Here is an 18,243-nt window from a genome sequence, read left to right on the forward strand (position 1 = left end):
GAATGAACCCGTGAACTAATAAACCAACCGAGATGAAGACGAATTTAATAGCAGCGAGCGATATATGCACCTATCATGATGTTGAATATACCTTTATCAATTCGTTAGGTGAGGCGGGATTGGTACAATTAAAGGTGGTAAAAAAGAATGCCTTCATCCCCGAAACCGACCTGCAAAAGCTGGAGAAAATGATCCGGATGCACCAGGAACTGGATATAAATGTAGAAGGCATTGAAGCCATCATTCACCTACTGGATAGGGTTGAGCAAATGCAGGAAGAAATGCGGGTGCTGAGGAATAGGGTGGGGTAAAATAAAAAGAGTTACCGGATTTTACACCTGTAACTCTTCAAACTATAATCACTTGTAAATTCTTATTGTTACAACACGTATTTCCGTCTCAATTCCTCACTTACTATGTAGGCGTCTTCAACAACGGTTTCAGGATAACCAATGGTTTCCAAAATAGCAATGCCATTTTTGTTTTTCAGCACGCCTGTCTTCATCTTATAATCAAACACCAGGCGGGTATCATTTACCGATTCTTCGAACGAGTAAACCGCGTAGTCGTTATCCAGTAACTCAGCCAGCTCCAAATCGTGGGTTGATACATAAACAAAGTTCTTATTATCGGTTAAGTAGGTGAGCACTGATTTTGCTGCCGCGATGCGCTCAATTGTGTTTGTTCCGCGGAAGATCTCATCGATGATGATCAGGCTCTTAATGGGCTCATCGCCGCCGCTTTGATTAATTATATCCAGGATGGACAGCGCTTCTGCCTGGAAGTAGCTCTTGTGTTCACCCAAATCATCGGTAGTGCGGATGCTGGTCTGGATCTTTAATAATGGCGCTTTATAACCGGCGGTACAGGTGGTGTAAATGGTTTGTGCCAATAAAGTATTAATGGCTATCGACCTGATAAACGTGGTTTTGCCCGACATGTTGGAACCGGTGATCAATACACCTTCATCCGTACGGGTATGAATAGAGTTTGGTACGCAGTTGTAAATAAGCGGGTGATACATATCCACCAGGTCCATTTGTTGGTTTTCGGTATAAAATACCGGCTTGCTCCAATGCGGCAGGCCAACCCGTACCGACTGAATAGCTATCAACATATCAATTTCGGCTACATATTTATAAAGTACCTCAATATCAGCACGATACTTGTTAACCCGTTTTACTGATGTGATGAACATCAATGGCTCCAGTAAAAACAGCAATTTTATAAATTTATATACTGCGTAGCTAAAGTTATCCGGGTTGTCGGCAATCTTGCTTTCAAAGCTTACAAGGTTAAGTGTGCGGTTTAAGCCAGCCAAGAGATTTAAGCTGATCCTTACCTGCTCGTCATTTTCTGTGGTTAGCTTTTTGGTGAGTTTTTTTGCAACGCTATGCAGTATCATCAACTGCGGGAGCGAACGGGTATACGACGAGATCTTATTACGCGTACCGTAATGCAGCGCCACGTTACCAATCAGTAATGCGATCAGCACCATGAAGCATACCAGGTTTGGCTCAATAAACAGTGATGCGATTAATCCGATAATGGCAACGCCTGAGATGCGGATGTAGATGCTCATCAACGGAACCAGTAAAAATTCATGCTCCTTTAAAAATAGTTCGGCCAGGTAATAGGCATCAGGGCTGTTTAACTTTGCCAGTTCCAGCTCAATCCGTTCCTGGTCGGGACGCGGCATGTTAAGTGCGTCTATCTTTTTATCGAACTTTAATAACGATTCGAAATTGGTTTCGGGTGTAAAAAGCTTTTTGTAGAAATATTGCTTACCAGGCTTGGAATTTGTTCTGTCGAGATAATTGAAAACGTTGTTCAGGTCAAGGTCGTTTGCAATTACATTAGTTATTTTATTGGGGCTGTCGTCTGCATTCAGATAGGCAGCAATTAACTTAAAATTACGGCGGGCATTTACCGGCCGTCCCCATTTGTTCTGGATTCGCTCCAGGTTTCGCCTGGTGGTACTTAGCTTATCAAAATAATTGTATATGTAAAAGCCAATAAGGATTGCTGCAAGTACTACAGCGGTAAATAACCAATAAAACATATTTTAAAAATCAGGGTGTGTTAAAATAAATTCCTAATAATCACAACGTAAATCTATCAAACCTTTAGCGATAACCAATAGTTAATTGGACAAATAAAAGTAAGATAATATTTCCGTAACGAGCCATTTATACGACTTGCAGCGCCAAAAGTTGTTGTATTATTTTTGATTTAAAGTACGAACGTTTATCGTTAATAGGTTATTATGCAAATAAATGGTGCACAGTAGTTTATGTAATAAAGCCTTATTTGCTTAAAAAACTATGCAACGCCTGCTGGGTAAATTCTGATAGCACCAATTCGCCGCTTATGGCTGCGCGCTCTGCTAAAAGTTCATCCCAATCGTCGGTATCTTCCCAAAAAATCTCCTTTAGTCCTTTCAATGCTTCAGGGTGGTAGGTGGCCAGTTTTTGACTCAGCGTTTCAAGCGCAGCATCAAGAGAGGGGATATCCGAGTAAACCTCGTTATACAACCCTTTTTGCATGGCCCATTGCGCAGTTTGAAAATCGGTAGCGCGGATGGTTAATTGCGAAAATGCCGGTAACCCAATTTTGCGGGTAACAGCCGGCGAGATTACAAACGGGCCAATACCGATTGCCAGTTCGCTTAGTTTTATCGATGCCGCATCCGTAGCCAGGCAATAATCTGCCGCAGCAGCCAAACCTACTCCTCCACCAACCGCCTTTCCCTGAACGCGGGCAATAACAATCTTTGGTGATTTGCGGCAGGCATTGATCACCCTTGCAAACCCGGTGAAGAATATGGCGCCCGCCTCCTTGTCCTTTATCTGCAGCAACTCGTCAAAGCTGGCGCCTGCGCAAAAGGTACGGTCGCCGCCGCTTTTCAGGATGATGGCCCGGGTACCGGCGTTGTTACCTGCTTCAGTTATCTTAGTTGTAAGCTCGTCAAGCAACGCAGCTGGCAGCGAGTTTTGTGCAGGATGGTAAAAGCTAATGGTGGCAATGCCATTGTCGCTTATGGTTAGGCTTACATTTCCGTTATCGGTGGGCATAGTTAAATGGTGTGCAAGTGTGCAGATATACAAATGTGCGGATGAAAAAATTAATATCGGATATATAGCGTGAAATTTATTAAATTGTGTTTGATTTGATATGTCCGTTTATCGCAACCAGTAATCACATTTATTTGGGAATGATATAACACCTAGTCTAACTAAATAGCAATGAGACATCGATATTTAAGATCTCTGCAATTTCAACTAGTCGTGATACTGTAAGAACGGTTCCTCCTGATTCTATTTTGCTGTAAGCATTTTGGGAGATGCCAAGTTTTTTTGAAAGCCTATCTTGTGACATTTTTTTTAGCACGCGCTCGGTACGGATCTTCGAAAGAATAACGGAAATTATTTTATCGGTATTGGTCAGCATATTTATCCCCGAAAACCAGTTTTAATATATAAAGATGCATCATTGTTGTAATTAAAACGAGAAAACTGGTCGAAATATGAAAATATAGCGTACGGGAATATTTGGTTTTACCCTATTTTTTGGGGGAAGCTGGACAAGTGAAATCAGCGGTGGCTATTTTTTTGTTATATTAGTATTAATTAAATAGTCAATCTGCCAGTATGTTTAATTTTCAAAACCTTTACCTGTTTTTCATCACCTCGCTGCTGCTTAACCTTGCGCCGGGTAACGATATGCTGTTTGTAGCATCGCGCAGTGTATCCTATGGTGTCAGGGCTGGAGTAGCATCCGCAGCAGGCGTTTTTGCTGGTTGCTTTGTGCATATTTTAGGTGCAGTGCTGGGCTTATCTATTATTATATCAAAGTCGGCTTACTTATTTGGGTTGATAAAATACGCAGGAGCTGCCTACCTCGTTTATCTTGGTGTAAGAGCCCTGCTTTCCAAACAGGCCATCGACCCTAAAAAAGAAAAACCGGGAAGGGCGGGCTACATGAGCCTGTTTAAACAAGGCGCTTTAACCAATGCGCTGAACCCCAAAGTTGCTATTTTCTTTTTATCCTTTTTGCCCCAGTTTGTCGAGATTCATTCGCCGTTTGTTAAAGTGCAGTTGCTTATACTGGGCCTGTGGTTTGCATTGCAGGGCACACTGGTGCTGATAATTGTTGCAGGTATCCTCGGCAAAACGAAGGACTTTTTCAGCAGGAACCCTAAGGTTTGGCAGGCCCAGGAGAAGGTTACCGGCTTTATATTGATAGGGCTGGGTATAAAAATTGCACTAACCACCAAACGATAGTATTATTTATGGTTGATATTGAAACCGCCCGTGAAATTGCCCTCAGCCTGCCGGGAGCAGTTGAGCAGGATCATTTTGGCAAACCAGCGTTCCGCACTAAGCGCATTTTCTCAACCTTATGGATCAGTGATCGCCGCATGGTGGTGATGCTTTCGCCAATTGATCAATCGGTATTTCATTCGTTTGATGCATCGGTATTTTACCCGGTGCCTAATAAATGGGGGTTAAAGGGTGCCACCGTTATTGAGCTTGATAAGGTAAGCCGTGATATGCTGGAAGATGCTTTGACCCTTGCCTGGGAAAAAGTAAAGTGATTAAATATATTAATGATGCCGGCCGTAGTTCCGCTTCCTGTAATACGGCTGCACCGCTCCAAAATTGTAGGTAAAGCCTATTGAAATTTGCCGGTATTGGTCAACATCCTGGTTTTTAAACTTGGCAGTAGGGTCATTGTAGCCGTCCAATCCGTCGCCGATATCAAAATTGTGGGTATAGCATACGGTTATCACATAGGTTGCCTCGCCAAAGCCATTATATAGTTTTAAGGCATATCCTATTTTTCCCATCGCAAGGAATTCCTTGCTCCTGTCTTTACCCGGAAATACATAATGTGAACCATCAGGCTTAACCCTGTTGGTTAGCAAATAATTGTAAATGCCTCCTGCTCCGAAACCAACATACCAGTTTTTAACAATATCCAGCAGGTCGTTATCAAAATCAAGCAGCGAGCCCAATTGCGGATCGATGTGGAGCATTAAGGCAGTGTAGTTATTTTGGTATTTTCTCAGGTTTTGATCGAGAGCTTTGGTGTCGCCGCCGCCTGATAGTAGCCCGTGTTGCAGTTCCAGGGAGATCGGAACATAAGGGCTGTAATTGTAGTTAAAATGGAGGTCGAAACTGTATCCGGGATTTTGATGTACAAGGTCGGTGAATCCCCGGGTCGAACCGACGTCGAACCCTGCCCCAAATGTTGTGTAGCTGTTATTGCTTTGCGCCCTAACCTTTATTATAACACACAAAAAAATAAAGAGAAATAATAGAATTTTTCTCAAGAAAATGCCCTGTAATAATTTAAAATCAGCCGAATTTAATAAAAAGATTATTATTTCAGTAAGCTCAAGAAATATTATTACTAACACTTTTATAAACAATACTACAGGGTAATATTTATGTCTTAATACTTAATTAATGCGTAATAATGTATTGTATGTTAAATCGGAGATGAGATGAGGCTACCTGGTAAGCTTATAAATATTGTACCGACTTAAGGTGGCTGTAAGATCCCGTTAACATAAAGTTTCGTTGATTGTCCTTAGCAGAGTTGGCTTCGTTCCTCGCCATGACGCTGGGAGAAAGATGTCTTCCTATCCGCACATCATTTTTCCTATCCGCACATCCGAAATTTGCACATCATTTAATTATCTGCCCCAATACTGCTTCCCTCAAGTACTTACTAACGGGCACCTGGTGTTTTTTAACATGCAGGGTATTGCCCTCAATGGTATCAACCTTGTTAATGGCCACCACGTACGATTTGTGGGTTTGAATAAATTGTCCCTGCGGCAGCTTATCAACCAAAGCCTTAATAGTGGTATGGGTTATCAGCTTGCGGTTCTCAAGGTGGATGGCCACATAGTTCTCCATCCCCTCTATAAATAACATCTCATCAAAATTTATCTTTTCCAGCTTGCCGTTTACCTTTATAAAAATGTATGGGGTATTGGCCGCCGGGACATTTTCCCGCAACGCGAAGTAATCCCGCGTCTTCCAAGCCGCCTTTAAAAAGCGCTCGTAGCTGATGGGCTTCAACAGGTAGTCCATCACGTCCAGTTCGAATCCCTGCAGGGCAAATTGCTCAAAGGCGGTTGTAAAAATAACTTTGGGTGGATTGGATAATGCCTTTATAAAATCTATCCCGCTGATGTGCGGCATCTGGATATCCAGGAACAACAGGTCGACGGGTTGCTTTTGCAGCAGATCACTTAATTGCAGGGCATCTTCACAAACCCCCTTCAGATCAAGGAAGCCGATCTTCTCTACATAGCCCTGCAAACCCTTGCGTGCAAAAGGCTCATCGTCGGTTATTATGCAGGTGATGTTATTCATAGTGCAGCGTTAATTCGGCGGTAAATTTATCGTTACCGGCATTGGTAAGCATTGTGTGTTTGCCCGGATAAAGCAGGTCAAGCCTTCGTCTTAAATTTTCTAAACCTATGCCGCCGCTTTTAGCTATTGTGTGTTTGATCTGTGGCATCGAGTTTTCAACAGTAAAAACAATATTGTCACCTGATAATTGTGCGGTTATGGTCATTTTATAATCGCCGCCGATAAATTTAAAAGCATTTTCAACAAAGGGCAAAAACAACAGCGGGTAAACCATTTGACTGTTCAAAGCCTTGTCAAAGGTAACTTCCAGTTTCAACTTATCTGTGCTTCTTATTTTTTGCAGGTCGATAAAGCTTTGCAGGTATTCCAACTCATTTATTACCGGCACCTGCTGCTGCTGATCGTACAGTTGGTACCGTAATAGTTCCGAAAACTTTTCGATGCTGTTTTTTGCCCCGTCAATGTCCTCATCCATCTGGAAATAAATAGTATTAAGGGCATTGAACAAAAAATGCGGATGATATTGTGCTTTTAAAAATTTAAGCTCGGTTTCCAGGTGATCGTTTGTTACTTTTTCCAGCTGAACTTTATTATCAACGTAGGCCCTTAACCACGTACTGCTGCGTGCAATGCCATAATAAACAATAGCATACAAGGTGGGTATCATATTAATATCTGCTACATCTCCCCAGGAGATCCACCAAGGTTTCCACACACCCAGGTGCAGGGCCATATCCATCGGAACGAATATCACATTCACCAATACCAGGTTAGCTCCTACCAGTATCACCAGTTCCCGCACTACACCACGATAGCTTAGCTGCACAGGCCAGTGTTTATCGTAATACTTAAAAAGCCGCTCAAACAGGTATATGGCTATATAGCCGACCATTATTGTGCAGGTCATTTCAACGGCATTGATATAAAAACGCCGCTCCCAAAAATGTTCACCAACATCGGTATCGTGTAACAGCCTGATGGTAAAATATACCAGCAGGCCATACAGTGCGGGGAATATGTATTTCTGAAAAGATTTCATATGTTAGTCCAAATTACAAAGTTTTCGCCTCACCTCCCCCCCTACAATGGAGAAGATTTTAGCTTCGTTCTTATTCTACCACCCCACTTTGAGGGGGGATTTAGGTGAGGTTAACTATACAGGATTAAATTACAAATTTATGCAGATAACACTACCGCAGGTTTAACATCTTCCTTTTCCAACTGCATCTCCGGCTTCGGTTTGTTCTTAGGCTTCATACCAAACAAAAACCTTGTCAAAGCATACGGGCGGATAAACAGGTGATAGATCAGCACACTTACAAAGAAAGTGATCCCAACCGTATAAATATATTTCGACAGGATGCTTTCATTTTGAGTTTGCACGATGTAATAAGCCACCAGCACGATCACCGTTTGATGCAGAATGTAGAACGGATACACTGCCTGGTTCAGGTAATTAAGTATGGCGTGCTTGCGATTGAGGTAATGCTTACCGTAGCCCACCAATGCCAGTACCCATCCCCAGGCAATTGTTGGCCTTAAGGCTATAAACAAATAATTGAATAAGCTGCCTTGAAATGGCCAGTTCGCATACCCTGGCTCAGCTTTATTCCACCTCATGCATTCCCATATCATCAAGGTCAAAAACCCTGTACTCAAAGCAAAGCGGCGGTTGCGTTCCAGGCTGTCCATAAGCTTAGGCTGTAAGATGCAGATAAAGCCCGCCAGCAGGAACAGCAGCCAATACACAAAGTAGCAGCCATCATGTGCCAGGTCGTTGGTTTCGGGTAATTTATCGCTCAGCAGTGTAAACCATATAATACCGGGCAACATCAGCACATAAACCCATTTACCGTTTGCCAGAGCAGCCAGTTTTTGTTTAAAGGCCGCACTTTTGGGTGATATCATCCAGGCAAACATGGGTGCAAATATCAAATCGTAAATAAACAGGTAGGCAATAAACCACAGATGGTGCCAGCTAAAGCTGCCGCCTTTTGGATAGGGCACAAAGTTAAATACACTTGGATACCAGTCCCAAAAACTGCCTTTGTAACCTTGCGTCAACCGTTCCATATAAATTTGCGGTGGCACAATGATGAACATGCCCACCAGCAAGGGTATAAAAAGCCTGCGGAAACGTAAGCTGATGAAGCTTAAGGTAGATCGCCGCTGCATCATGTAATAGCTTACTGTACCTGAAATGAAAAAGAGCAGCGGCATGCGAAAAAGGTGCAAAAAATGATTTGATTCCATCATCAGGTTGCTGGTTTCGTGGTTCTTGATATGCCAGCCATCCTCGGCTACATAAGGCATAGCCGAATGAAAAAATAATACACCCAGTATGGATAAGATCCTTAACCAGTCGAGATAGGTTTGGCGTTGTGTGGTTTCCATGGTTTGTTGTTTTTTATGTAAAGAAACCATGTCACAGCCACCTGCTAAAACTATTTTGACCACAAGCCATTTTTCGGTGACCAGCGGACAAAATCATGTTACCTTTAACGTTAATTTTGTAGCGTAATAACCAAATATTAAAAATGAAGAATATAAAACCCCTGCTTACATTCTTATTTTGTGCGATAATAGGCGCCGGCCATGCTCAAATAAATATCGATACGGCTGCTGTTGTAAAAAATAACAAGCAGTTATACGCAATAGTGGTAACACAAAATGACGAGGTGACCTATAGCCATTATTATAACGGTAAATCGGCAACAGACCTATTCAATAACCAATCGCTTACAAAAAGTGTAATGTCATTATTAATTGGGATAGCTATTGACAAAGGTTATATAACATCTGTTGATGAAAAGATCATAAATTTCTTCCCGCAATTAGCGCAGGACACCGATAAACGCAAACAAGACATTACCATACGCCAGATCATGAACCAGGCGTCCGGCCTGTGGCATGAGGACCTGGGCCCCCATGGCAACCTGGGTAAATACCTAAGCTTTGCTGATCCATCAGGCTATGTACTGCATGCGCCGCTGGTGAGCCAACCGGGGAAGATCTTTCAATACAACAACGCTGCGTCGCATCTCCTCTCGGTAATACTTACAAAAGCTACCGGGATGAATACGTTTGAATTTGCCTATAAGTACCTGTTCGACCCGCTGGAAATCAATGAAGTAAAATGGGGTAAGATGCGAGATGGCTATTACGATGGCTGCGGCTTGCTGAGCGTTCAACTGCGTACTGCGGACATGAACAAGCTAACCTCTTTACTGCTTCACAGGGGTAAACTAAACGGTAAATATATTGTGTCTGAAAAATGGGTGAATCAGCTGCTTCGCCCTATAATCTATAATGGCACTAATTGGGGGTTTCCGGGATCGATCTATTCCCTGTGCTTCTATCATTATGACTATGAAGGCCAGCCCATAACTTATGCCCTTGGCTGGGGCGGCCAGTATTCATTTGTTATTCCCGGTAAAAATGCGGTGATTACAGTTAATGAAAGGGTGGATGATGCTACCGCGATAAAAGCAGCCAGCGTGTTTTTGGACAAAATTTTCCCGCTCATTTATCATCAGCTACACTAGTGGCAGCTCAAAATAAAAAGTTGATCCCTTGCCGCTTTCACTTTCAACCCCAATTTCTCCATTATGATAATTGATGATCTCTGCGGAGATGTAAAGACCCATACCGAGGCCGCTTGTCATGTGCTTTTTATCTTCAACGCGATAAAAGCGCTCAAATATGCGGTCTTTCTGCTCGTCTGATAGCCCTATACCATAATCGGTTACGGCAACCCGTACAAAGCCATTTTCTGCCGTAGTCTGAATGATCACATCCTTATTTTTAGGGGAGTATTTTACCGCGTTACCAATAAGGTTATTTAAAACCTGTTCCAGTCGCTCCGCGTTGCCATTGATCAGGTAATCGTGGCCGTCGCGTATAATGAAGTTATATTCGGGGTAAATGTGCGCAGCGTTTTCAACGGCGGTTTTTACCAGGTCGGTTAAATTAACCTTTGTAAAGGCGTATTCCAGCTTACCCGCCTGAATCTTGCTGACGTCGAGCAGGTCGTTTATCAGGCGCTGCAGTTTATTTACAGCGCTATTCGCCCTCTCTACATATTGTTTAACAGAGCCAGGCATATCATCCTTTTTGTAGGAAGATATCAATTGAAGATAGCCCTTTAAACTGGTTAATGGTGTCTTCAACTCATGGCTTGCAATACCAATAAACTCATCCTTGCGGTCCATTTCCTTCTTCTGGTCCTCTATATCGGTAGCTGTGCCCACCCAAAAAGCAATCTCGTCCTGTTCGTCACGTAAGGGGATAGCCCGGTTTAAATGCCAGCGATAGGCGCCGTCTGATCCTCTTTTATAGCGGTTCTCCACCTCGAAGATTTGACCCGATTTCAGAGATGCCTTAAACCTATCCATTGTAAGCTGAAGATCGTCGGGATGAATGGTTTTTTCCCATCCATATTTCCTGGTATCCTCTGCACTCAGTCCGGTATAGGTATACCATTGCTGGTTAAAATAGTCAACCTCGCCGTTTGGCAGGTTGGTCCACGTCATTTGCGGAATGTTGTTAGCCAGGTATTTAAAGTGCTCCCGGCTTACAAAAAGTTCGTTTGTGCGGTGCTTAACCGTATCTTCCAATTCATTATTCAACTTTTCGGTAGCTAAATGCGCTGCAGCCAGTTGTAGGTTTTTTATTTTAAGCTGATTCTCAGTTTCCTTTAATTTGGTCAGATCGGTTAGGATCAGGCTCAGTGCAACCCCTTCGTCGAGTTCAAGGGTGTTGCATGAAATAAAGCAGGGTACCGTATGTCCGTCGGTGTTTATAAGGTAAATCTCTTCCTTACAATCCTCCTCCCAGGCGTTGGCAATTACTTCGTCATAAACATTGCGCGATTCTTCGGCTATGAAATCACTAAAATGCAGGCCAATGGTTTTTTCGAGCGGCATGCCTACCATCGCGGCAAAGCGCGAATTATTGTAAAGGATCAGTCCCTCGCGGTTAATGGTAACCGCCCCTTCATTCATCTTTTCAATAAACACGCGGTAGGTTTGATCGGCAGTTTTAAGCGTATACAACTGGTGCCCCTCGCCATCATTAACTATAAGCGCATCAACCTGCCCGGTACGTATAGCATCGATCGTATCGTTGGCTTCATCCAACTGCATCTGAAGCTCATTGTATTCGGCCAATAGTTGGTCATATGTCTTTTTTACATCTTCCATATTACTACACAGCTGATAAGTTTAGCCCCCGCTTTACCTTTTCGGTGTCAGACATGTCACCAATCAGCCTGCGCTGTGGTAGAGGGCTTACTTTTACAAGCATTGGTAATGCTATAATCTGTTCTTTTTCGGCTATTAATCTTTGCTGATAAACATCTATAATTTCCAGTTCATACCTATCCTTCAGGTACGTTTCGCAAAACTCCTTTATGTTTGATATGGCACGGGTTGAATTAGGCGTAGCACCGGTTACAAATAAGCGCAACCTGTAAATGTCATCGTCTTCCACATCATTTTTATATGCGGGCATTCCTGGCTGCTTTGTCATTATGATTATCCGTTAGCTATGGTTGGTCGTATGTTTAGTCCTACCAAAACTTTTTCTTCGTTTGAGAGGTCGCCGATAATTTTACGGATCGGCTCCGGAACTTTACGAACCAGCGTTGGTACGGCAAAAATCTGGTCGCCTTCAGCCAGCTGTGGCTTGATCAGCAGGTCAATTACTTCAATTTTGTATTCGCCTTCCAAATACTCCTCACAATATTTTTGCAGGTTATGCAAAGCCGTCTGCGACTTTGCGGTTTTCCCGGCGATGTATAACCTTAACTCGTATTTATACTTTTTTGTTTCCATTATTATTGCCTTTCGGGCCCGGCATATTATCTTCACCACGATGCAACTTCAGCATCTCCTGGCGATTTTCCTCCGTCACCCGTTTCACAAGGTCTTCTTCTATATAAATTTTATTCAATTCTTCTTCGGCCGACTCAAACTCGCTTTGTAAGCTGGCTATTTTTGCCTCAAGCACTTTCTTTTTGCGCAGTACTTCGCGGTCCTTCATGCTCATCGCATTAGTGCGCAGCACCTGGCCGGTTTGTTCATGCAATTTTTGTGCCTCCCTGGCCGAGCCGGTGAGCACACCTTCAGGGCCAAGGTATACTTCAACCAAATCAATTCCCTTGTCGGTAATTATAAACTCCCTTACCTGGTTAGAATGCTTCATCCCGCGCGATTTCATGATGTACATGCCCCGATTTCGTTCGCCATTAAATTCAATATCACGAACCAATAACCAAGCATCGACTAAAGAAGATACACCCTCATCGGTTTGTTCGGTTACTACCGAGTTTAAAGTAAGGGCAGTAAATAATACTGTGATTTGTTCCTCCTGCAAAAAGTCTATCAGCCTGATCAGCATTGCCTTTACTTCACTCACCGAACCCACTGTTATCAGGTTGGTGATCGGGTCGAGTACAACTGCCTGCGGCTTAAACTTTTTTATCAGCTTGTGCATGGCTACTAAATGCTGCTCAAGTCCATGTAAGGTCGGTCGTGATGCCATAAATTGCAAAAGTCCGTTATTCACATGCTTTCTCAAGTCCATGCTAATAGAATGCATGTTGCGGATGATCTGGTTTGGCGATTCCTCAAATGCAAAATAAAGGCACTTTTGATTTTTGTTACAAACCTCGTTGGCAAAACATGCTGCGATGCTTGTTTTACCTGTACCTGCGGTACCTGATACCAAAATGCTGCCGCCTTTAAAAAATCCATGGCCACCTAACATTTTATCAAGCGCCGGAATTCCGGATGAAACTCTTTCGGACGATACCGCCTTTTCAAGCTTTAACGAGGTTACTGGCAATACGGAGATCCCGTCCTCATCAATCATAAAGGGGTATTCGTTTGTGCCATGTACCGATCCGCGATATTTTACTATTCTTAAACGGCGGGTCGAGATCTGGTTGATCACCCTGTGATCAAGCAATATAACACAGTCAGATACATACTCCTCCAGTCCCTGGCGGGTTAATGATGGGCCTTCGCCACGTTCGCCGGTAATAATTGCCGTAACACCTTTTTCCTTTAACCACTGGAACAGCCTGCGCAACTCGGCGCGTAAAATGGCCTGGTTGGTTAAACCGGCAAAAAGGTTCTCGATAGTATCTAATACTACCCGTTTTGCTCCAATGCTGTTTATCGCGTAATCGAGGCGGATAAACAAGCCGTCCAAATCGTATTCGCCGGTCTCCTCGATCTCACTTCGGTCGATATGGACATAGTCTATCTTTAGCTTTTTGTCTTTCTGAAGCTTATCCAGGTCAAAACCCAGCGAACCAACATTCATTGTTAGTTCCTGCGCTTTTTCTTCAAAGGCCATAAACACGCCGGGCTCGTTAAATTCTGTGGCGCCCCTCACAATAAATTCAAGCGACATTAATGTTTTCCCGCAGCCCGCCTCGCCGCAAACGAGCGATGGACGGCCCGATGGAATACCTCCGCCGGTTATTTCATCAAGCCCGGTAATACCCGTTTTTGTTTTTGGGATCTGCGTGTGGACCGATGTTTTCCTGTCTTTTCTATTTTCCTTTGCCATTACCAATAGCTTTTAAATCGTAAAAAGACCTTTATTTAGGTTTTAATATAATTTTTATATTAGAACTAAATATTGAGCATCTTTTTTTATATTAATAAGAGCAATAATAAAAAGTATGGGAAATTGTTTTTGAGAGTTTTAAATTATATAAAGCCGTTACACAATGCAATAAATATTTAACCATAAAGATAATTATTAGCATATTGTTTAATAAAAAAAGCAATGCCGCCGGGCATTGCTTTTCTGATTTTAGGGAAAATTTAGTGCTTGTACCGTTTAGAATTTATACGTTACGCCAGCTCCAAAAATCTGTTTTACCTGTAATAGCGAGTGGTATTCTGTTACACCGTTGCTTTGAACAGGTACTTTTGTATTAGGGTCGGAGATGAGTTCCAAACCTGCATTTACAGTTACCAGCTTGTTTACCTTCATGAAGATGTTCGCGGTATAATCCATGTAGATGTTACCAGGAGTTTTAAGGTAATTTGAGTATAATTTCAATATGTTCTCAAACGAAATATTCTCCACCAAATTTACTTTGTAGTAAGCATCCAAAGAGGCGCCGAATTCAAACAAGCTCTTTTTACCCGGCGTTACGCCAAATGAACCGATTGACGAAAGCGAATCGTTTTGAACAATGGTGATGCGTGCAGCGGCAGGTGATATGTTGATCCTGAAATTATCGGATTTTTTATAAGCAAAACCCGGCCCGAAGGTAAGGTTGGCAGGTGCAAAAGGGGCTGATATTAAAGTGCGGTTACCAAGGGCATCGTAGTTATAGCCTTTGGTAAACTGTGTTTGAAAGTTCATATAAAAGGTGTACAGCCAATATTTTGATGCCTGGCGACCAAGTAAGCTGTTTAAGATAATGCGGTCATCATTTTTACGCCAGCCGGTACCGTTTTGCTTGCTGAGGCCATAACCTGCAATAGCTTTGTTATCCCAGCTCCATACGCCTTTTTTGTAGTTGAAATCGTAATCAAGCACAATGTTGGCTGCAACGGAGTTTACACCACCAGCTGCCCAGTTTGAAAATGAGCTTTGGTTTATCAGGAAGGTGTTTTGTCCGTGGATGGTCCAAAATTTAGTAGTGTCTTTAGGCGGCGTGGCCTGTGAATAGCCTGCAAGGCATATAAAAGTGAAGGCGGCAATTAATAAAATTTGTTTCATAAGGGCTTGGTTAAATAATTTATCCTGCCGCAAATTTATAAATCATTTTTAAAAACCCGACGCAACAAATGCATTACAGGGCTAAAGAATGGTATAAAACATCGCTATTGCTGCAGCCGCCATCGCTCCAAAAGCTACCCAAAGTATGGTTTTTGAAAGCCACCCGCTTTTAAATTCACCCATTATTTTTTCATCGCCCGAGATCTTAACTACTAAAAATAAAAGCGGAACTGCTGCCACGCCATTCAATACAGCCGCATAAACGAGTGCCTTTACAGGGTCTATCCCGATGAAATTCAATATCAATCCAACAACAGTAGCTGCAATAATAACGGTGTAAAAACCTTTTGCCTTGTTCAGCTTTAAATTCAGGCTGGCCTTCCAGTTAAAGGCTTCAGCTACCGAGTAAGCTGCCGACCCGGAAAGCACCGGGACAGCGAGCATTCCCAGGCCAATAATGCCAATTGAAAATATGAGCTTTGATAAAAAACCTGCGTTCGGAAAACTGTGTACCAATGGCTCAATGGCCTTTGCGGCATCGGCAGCGGTTTTAACATCGTGTACCCCGCTGTTGTGCAGAACGGTGGCGCCTACTACAATTATACTCCAGGTGGCAAACTCAGAAAAGATCATTCCGAAGTTATTGTCAATCCGCATCCGTTTAATGCTCATCTGGCTTATAGCCGGTTTGCTGCCTTTTTTTACAAGATGCCTTTTCTTATCTTCCTCTACTTCCTGCGAGGCTTCCCAAAAAAACATGTAAGGCGATATAGTTGTACCCAATACGCCGGTTATGATAAAAAAGAACGCAAACGAGAATTCAAAATGCGGGACTATTGAGGCCTTCAAAATAGTTGCCCATGGTTGATGGACAATAAATACGGTAATAGGGTAGGCCAGCAGCGTTATTGCCAGCCATTTTAATATTCTTGAATAAACTCTATAGTTCGTAAAAACCTCGAGCAGTAAAATAATGGCAGTGAATACCAGGGTTAGCACAATAAACGGAACAGGCACCAGCAACTGCGCTGCAGAGGCCATTGCGCCAAGGTCGGCACCGATGTTGATAACGTTGGCGACCACTACCAGCGATACCACCGCATACAAAACTCCGCGACTATATTTTTCCTTAACCAGTGTTGTAATTCCCTTACCGGTAACCAGGCCAATGCGTGCACAGGCCTCCTGAACGGCTGTCATGAGCGGGAGCATATAAAGCGCCGTCCAAAGCTGTCCGTAGCCAAACTGGGCACCGGTTTGTGAATAGGTTGCTATCCCTGACGGGTCATCATCAGCAGCACCGGTAACTAAACCCGGGCCAAGAATGCGCCAAAAGCCTTTGATTTTTGCGGCGGTCTCCGTTTTTCTTTTCATTTTAAATGAATGATTGGTTGAAGTTAAGCCGTTTATTCCGCTTTATTGTAAAACTTGTCGGCAAATTACTTTTGGTTTACAGTTTAACTGCTTAATTTCATGGTTTTTAATAATAAGGCGATATTATACCTATGAGTGCCGACCTAACACCTGCTTTGCCTGCGGATATTTTTCAAATGATCTTTGAAAAATCGCCTGGTTCGCTATTGGTGAGGGGGGATGCACCCTGCTTTACAATAGTCGCGGTCAGTGATGCGTATCTTGAAATTACCTCAAGTAAGCGTGAAACCATACTAGGCAGGGGATTTTGCGAGGTTTTTCCTGATGATAAGGCACCTTATGACGACACCAACGCCCGCAACGTGTTTACCAAAGTGGTTGAAACCCGGCAGAAAATTGATGTGCCTACTTACCGGTTTGACGTTTATGACCAGGAAACCGATACCTATGAAATACGCTACTGGTCCTGTTGCAACACCCCGATTTTAGGGGTGGATGACGAGGTTGCCTATATATTGAATACCGTAGTTGACATAACGGCCGAAGTAAGGGCAAAGCAAGCAGCGATAGAAAATGAGGGTCGCCTTCGCCTGGCAACCGAAGCCGCCCATATGGCTACCTGGGACCTTGGTCTGCGCGACCACAGCTTTATCAGCTCGCCCCGAATGGCTGAGATCTTTGGATTGCCCGCAGATAAACCAGTAAGTCGTGAAGAGCTGCAAAGATATGTAGATGCGGACGATATGAAGTATGTGGTATTGCCGGCATACCGAATGGCGCTGCATACGGGCAACTACCTGTACGAGGTTAAAATATACCGGCCAGATGGCGAATTGCGCTGGATAAAGACGCAAGGGATAGTTATTTATGATTCTGAGAGGAACAACCGCGAAAAAGCGCCTGTGCGGATGCTGGGAACGGTTATAGATATTACCGATAGTAAACGCGACGAGGTCAGGAAAAATGATTTTATTGCGATGGCCAGTCACGAACTGAAAACGCCGCTTACTTCGATCAAGGCCTATATCCAGATCCTGGCCAAAAGGTTAAGTGGCTCGGGCGATGGCTTTGTTACCAATACTTTGTTCAGGGCCAGTAACCAGGTTGACCGCATGACAGACCTGATCCATGGCTTTTTGGATCTTTCCAGGCTCGAATCGGGAAAGCTGCAACTCAAACCATCGGACTTTGACATTACAACGCTTATAGATGAAACCATTGCGGAGTTCCGGCTCCTAAACCCCGGTTATACTATTTTATTTGACCCCGATTGCCGGCTTACAATTAAGGCCGATAGCGAAAAGATAGGCCAGGTTATCGGGAACTTTTTAAGTAACGCATTAAAATATTCAGATAAGGAATATCCAATTACTGTAAAATGCGGCAGGGAAGATGATAATTTAAAGGTTTCGGTTACTGATATGGGGATCGGCATAAGGCCTAAGGATCAGGCACGGGTGTTTCAGCGCTTTTACAGGGTGGAGAGCGAGAAGATGCGGAATATCTCGGGTTTTGGTATTGGCCTTTACCTGGCCAGTGAGATCATCCATCGCCATAAAGGCGAAATTGGCCTTGAGAGCGAAGAAGGCAAGGGATCAACGTTTTACTTTAAGTTGCCGATTTTAGAATAAACTTGCGAAGTTTTAGAAACTTCGATTTCTATGATCTATGCAAGTAATTTATGATAATTATTTTCGTATGCTCGATTTTGATTAACGCAGGCAAAAACACG

18 protein-coding genes are annotated in these 18,243 nt (G+C 43.2%); 5 read left to right on the forward strand and 13 right to left on the reverse strand.

The window, feature by feature from the left end; genetic code table 11:
* Positions 1-32 precede the first annotated feature (32 nt).
* Positions 33-311, forward strand: coding sequence for a chaperone modulator CbpM (locus tag KXD93_RS28880; RefSeq protein ID WP_258141042.1), 279 nt, complete (start codon positions 33-35; stop codon positions 309-311).
* Positions 312-379: 68 nt separating this feature from the next.
* Here KXD93_RS28880 and KXD93_RS28885 read toward each other — a convergent pair whose 3' ends face one another.
* The 3 genes from KXD93_RS28885 to KXD93_RS28895 all read right to left on the reverse strand — a co-directional run bounded on the left by KXD93_RS28885 (position 380) and on the right by KXD93_RS28895 (position 3,450).
* Positions 380-2,062, reverse strand: coding sequence for a MutS-related protein (locus KXD93_RS28885; protein WP_258141043.1), 1,683 nt, complete (start codon positions 2,060-2,062; stop codon positions 380-382).
* A 244-nt stretch (positions 2,063-2,306) separates the two neighbouring features.
* On the reverse strand, positions 2,307-3,074 hold the full coding sequence (locus tag KXD93_RS28890; RefSeq protein WP_258141044.1) for an enoyl-CoA hydratase/isomerase family protein: 768 nt from the start codon (positions 3,072-3,074) through the stop codon (positions 2,307-2,309).
* 157 nt (positions 3,075-3,231) lie between these two features.
* The gene (locus KXD93_RS28895) at positions 3,232-3,450 is read right to left on the reverse strand and encodes a helix-turn-helix domain-containing protein (RefSeq protein WP_258141045.1); all 219 of its coding nucleotides are present in this window, start codon (positions 3,448-3,450) and stop codon (positions 3,232-3,234) included.
* A gap of 200 nt (positions 3,451-3,650) precedes the next feature.
* Between KXD93_RS28895 and KXD93_RS28900 the strand changes: the two genes are divergently transcribed.
* Together KXD93_RS28900 and KXD93_RS28905 are read left to right on the forward strand one after the other, a co-directional pair.
* Positions 3,651-4,283 carry a LysE family translocator gene (locus KXD93_RS28900; RefSeq protein WP_258141046.1) on the forward strand — a complete coding sequence of 211 codons (633 nt, stop codon included), beginning with the start codon at positions 3,651-3,653 and terminating at the stop codon, positions 4,281-4,283.
* An 8-nt stretch (positions 4,284-4,291) separates the two neighbouring features.
* Entirely contained in the window at positions 4,292-4,597 is a 306-nt protein-coding gene (locus KXD93_RS28905; protein WP_258141047.1) for an MmcQ/YjbR family DNA-binding protein, read from the forward strand.
* Between the two features lie 9 nt (positions 4,598-4,606).
* On the opposite strand, the gene KXD93_RS28910 is transcribed toward KXD93_RS28905, so the two are convergent.
* The 4 genes from KXD93_RS28910 to KXD93_RS28925 all read right to left on the reverse strand — a co-directional run bounded on the left by KXD93_RS28910 (position 4,607) and on the right by KXD93_RS28925 (position 8,783).
* On the reverse strand, positions 4,607-5,302 hold the full coding sequence (locus tag KXD93_RS28910) for a hypothetical protein (protein WP_258141048.1): 696 nt from the start codon (positions 5,300-5,302) through the stop codon (positions 4,607-4,609).
* 391 nt (positions 5,303-5,693) lie between these two features.
* Positions 5,694-6,389 carry a LytR/AlgR family response regulator transcription factor gene (locus KXD93_RS28915; protein WP_258141049.1) on the reverse strand — a complete coding sequence of 232 codons (696 nt, stop codon included), beginning with the start codon at positions 6,387-6,389 and terminating at the stop codon, positions 5,694-5,696.
* A complete protein-coding gene (locus KXD93_RS28920; protein ID WP_258141050.1) occupies positions 6,382-7,428 on the reverse strand; it encodes a sensor histidine kinase in 1,047 nt (348 codons plus the stop codon). The genes KXD93_RS28915 and KXD93_RS28920 overlap by 8 nt, the downstream gene beginning before the upstream one ends.
* Before the next feature lie 137 nt (positions 7,429-7,565).
* Positions 7,566-8,783 carry an acyltransferase family protein gene (locus tag KXD93_RS28925; RefSeq protein ID WP_258141051.1) on the reverse strand — a complete coding sequence of 406 codons (1,218 nt, stop codon included), beginning with the start codon at positions 8,781-8,783 and terminating at the stop codon, positions 7,566-7,568.
* A 143-nt stretch (positions 8,784-8,926) separates the two neighbouring features.
* Between KXD93_RS28925 and KXD93_RS28930 the strand changes: the two genes are divergently transcribed.
* Entirely contained in the window at positions 8,927-9,934 is a 1,008-nt protein-coding gene (locus KXD93_RS28930; protein WP_258141052.1) for a serine hydrolase domain-containing protein, read from the forward strand.
* Here KXD93_RS28930 and KXD93_RS28935 read toward each other — a convergent pair.
* The 6 genes from KXD93_RS28935 to KXD93_RS28960 form a co-directional block, all read right to left on the reverse strand.
* Positions 9,926-11,590 (reverse strand): PAS domain-containing sensor histidine kinase, encoded by a 1,665-nt coding sequence (locus tag KXD93_RS28935; RefSeq protein ID WP_258141053.1) that lies wholly within the window; start codon positions 11,588-11,590, stop codon positions 9,926-9,928. The genes KXD93_RS28930 and KXD93_RS28935 overlap by 9 nt on opposite strands.
* A 4-nt stretch (positions 11,591-11,594) precedes the next feature.
* Positions 11,595-11,918 (reverse strand): circadian clock KaiB family protein, encoded by a 324-nt coding sequence (locus KXD93_RS28940; RefSeq protein WP_258141054.1) that lies wholly within the window; start codon positions 11,916-11,918, stop codon positions 11,595-11,597.
* 5 nt (positions 11,919-11,923) lie between these two features.
* Positions 11,924-12,223, reverse strand: a complete 300-nt coding sequence (locus KXD93_RS28945; protein ID WP_258141055.1) for a circadian clock KaiB family protein — start codon at positions 12,221-12,223, stop codon at positions 11,924-11,926.
* Entirely contained in the window at positions 12,204-13,967 is a 1,764-nt protein-coding gene (gene kaiC, locus KXD93_RS28950; protein WP_258141056.1) for a circadian clock protein KaiC, read from the reverse strand. The genes KXD93_RS28945 and kaiC overlap by 20 nt, the downstream gene beginning before the upstream one ends.
* Positions 13,968-14,243: 276 nt before the next feature.
* On the reverse strand, positions 14,244-15,137 hold the full coding sequence (locus tag KXD93_RS28955) for a DUF3078 domain-containing protein (protein WP_258141057.1): 894 nt from the start codon (positions 15,135-15,137) through the stop codon (positions 14,244-14,246).
* An 81-nt stretch (positions 15,138-15,218) separates the two neighbouring features.
* Positions 15,219-16,511, reverse strand: coding sequence for an NRAMP family divalent metal transporter (locus KXD93_RS28960; RefSeq protein ID WP_258141058.1), 1,293 nt, complete (start codon positions 16,509-16,511; stop codon positions 15,219-15,221).
* Positions 16,512-16,642: 131 nt separating this feature from the next.
* On the opposite strand from KXD93_RS28960, the gene KXD93_RS28965 reads away from it, so the two are divergent.
* The gene (locus KXD93_RS28965) at positions 16,643-18,142 is read left to right on the forward strand and encodes a PAS domain-containing sensor histidine kinase (RefSeq protein ID WP_258141059.1); all 1,500 of its coding nucleotides are present in this window, start codon (positions 16,643-16,645) and stop codon (positions 18,140-18,142) included.
* Positions 18,143-18,243: the final 101 nt, after the last annotated feature.

Source organism: Mucilaginibacter phenanthrenivorans, from assembly GCF_024721155.1.
Classification (GTDB): Bacteria; Bacteroidota; Bacteroidia; order Sphingobacteriales; family Sphingobacteriaceae; genus Mucilaginibacter; species Mucilaginibacter phenanthrenivorans.

Excerpts from the sequence above, each read along its gene's own strand:
- KXD93_RS28880 (WP_258141042.1), top strand. The coding sequence starts at position 33 with ATGAAGACGAATTTAATAGCAGCGAGCGATATATGCACCTATCATGAT.
- KXD93_RS28885 (WP_258141043.1), bottom strand. The coding sequence starts at position 2,062 with ATGTTTTATTGGTTATTTACCGCTGTAGTACTTGCAGCAATCCTTATT.
- KXD93_RS28890 (WP_258141044.1), bottom strand. The coding sequence starts at position 3,074 with ATGCCCACCGATAACGGAAATGTAAGCCTAACCATAAGCGACAATGGC.
- KXD93_RS28895 (WP_258141045.1), bottom strand. The coding sequence starts at position 3,450 with ATGCTGACCAATACCGATAAAATAATTTCCGTTATTCTTTCGAAGATC.
- KXD93_RS28900 (WP_258141046.1), top strand. The coding sequence starts at position 3,651 with ATGTTTAATTTTCAAAACCTTTACCTGTTTTTCATCACCTCGCTGCTG.
- KXD93_RS28905 (WP_258141047.1), top strand. The coding sequence starts at position 4,292 with ATGGTTGATATTGAAACCGCCCGTGAAATTGCCCTCAGCCTGCCGGGA.
- KXD93_RS28915 (WP_258141049.1), bottom strand. The coding sequence starts at position 6,389 with ATGAATAACATCACCTGCATAATAACCGACGATGAGCCTTTTGCACGC.
- KXD93_RS28920 (WP_258141050.1), bottom strand. The coding sequence starts at position 7,428 with ATGAAATCTTTTCAGAAATACATATTCCCCGCACTGTATGGCCTGCTG.
- KXD93_RS28925 (WP_258141051.1), bottom strand. The coding sequence starts at position 8,783 with ATGGAAACCACACAACGCCAAACCTATCTCGACTGGTTAAGGATCTTA.
- KXD93_RS28930 (WP_258141052.1), top strand. The coding sequence starts at position 8,927 with ATGAAGAATATAAAACCCCTGCTTACATTCTTATTTTGTGCGATAATA.
- KXD93_RS28935 (WP_258141053.1), bottom strand. The coding sequence starts at position 11,590 with ATGGAAGATGTAAAAAAGACATATGACCAACTATTGGCCGAATACAAT.
- KXD93_RS28940 (WP_258141054.1), bottom strand. The coding sequence starts at position 11,918 with ATGACAAAGCAGCCAGGAATGCCCGCATATAAAAATGATGTGGAAGAC.
- KXD93_RS28945 (WP_258141055.1), bottom strand. The coding sequence starts at position 12,223 with ATGGAAACAAAAAAGTATAAATACGAGTTAAGGTTATACATCGCCGGG.
- kaiC (WP_258141056.1), bottom strand. The coding sequence starts at position 13,967 with ATGGCAAAGGAAAATAGAAAAGACAGGAAAACATCGGTCCACACGCAG.
- KXD93_RS28955 (WP_258141057.1), bottom strand. The coding sequence starts at position 15,137 with ATGAAACAAATTTTATTAATTGCCGCCTTCACTTTTATATGCCTTGCA.
- KXD93_RS28960 (WP_258141058.1), bottom strand. The coding sequence starts at position 16,511 with ATGAAAAGAAAAACGGAGACCGCCGCAAAAATCAAAGGCTTTTGGCGC.
- KXD93_RS28965 (WP_258141059.1), top strand. The coding sequence starts at position 16,643 with ATGAGTGCCGACCTAACACCTGCTTTGCCTGCGGATATTTTTCAAATG.